General features: G+C 45.5%; 1 protein-coding gene. It reads right to left on the reverse strand.

The window, feature by feature from the left end; all coding sequences use genetic code 11:
* The coding region (locus tag ACHUFA_RS10960) for a DNA cytosine methyltransferase (RefSeq protein WP_394406103.1) at nt 1-879 on the reverse strand (879 nt) is incomplete at both ends.

Raw genomic sequence — 879 nt, forward strand, 5'->3', positions numbered from 1 at the left:
GCTCTTACTAGAAACACCCTCTGCTCTTTCAAAAGCCCAGTCAGGAAAACCTTGAAGTCTGAAACACTCTCTTGGTGTCAGTCGTCTTATTCTCAGGCGATAAAGTTTCCCCTCTAAGACAATGCCTGTGACTTCATACCACTTATCCTGTCGATATTCCAGAGCAGCAACCACCACTCCCATATTGTCTGAAGTTGTCAAGGTATTGGATATTCCCTTTCCCACTCGTCCCCTACGTTTGGTTGAGTCTGGATAAGCCAGATTGACAGAATCTCCAAGAGTTGCCTTTGCGTAACCTGTTTTTGTGGCTTCCTTGATTTTCAGAAATGGCAGCTCCTCCCTCAGCAAAATTTTTGGCACCTTATCTCCACCCTGCATGGTGGTCAAGGTCGGTGACAAACCAGAAATGTCAAATACTCTACCGGTCTGGTCAAAGCTAATCGGCAGATTTCCTGCGACAACAACCCCGTGTTTGTCTTGACTGGTCAAAGTAAACATAGGGTCTTGATTGTCCTTAAATCGACGACCATGTTGGCGTTTTTCTAGTCTATCTGGTGTTAAGACTGGAATGGCGATTTTTGCTCCCTCTCCTTTACCTCTTGTTAGTGTAGGAGCAAGTCCATTCGTCAGATAGACTTCACCATTCAAACCACGTTTAGAGGGATTGATATTTCCTAGCCTTTCAAGATGAGCTGGGCTGTTTTCTCCTCTGAGAGGAAATAAGAATCTGGAACGGTATCTTCTAGAATGTCCGATAATAAAGACCCGCTCTCTGTTTTGCGGGACTTGGAAGTCCTTACTGTTAAGCACCTGCCATTCGACATCATACCCCAATTCATCCATCGTGGAGAGGATTGTGGCGAACGTCCGTCCCTCATT

Origin of the sequence: Streptococcus hepaticus (genome assembly GCF_043656315.1) — a bacterium.
Classification (GTDB): domain Bacteria; phylum Bacillota; class Bacilli; order Lactobacillales; family Streptococcaceae; genus Streptococcus; species Streptococcus hepaticus.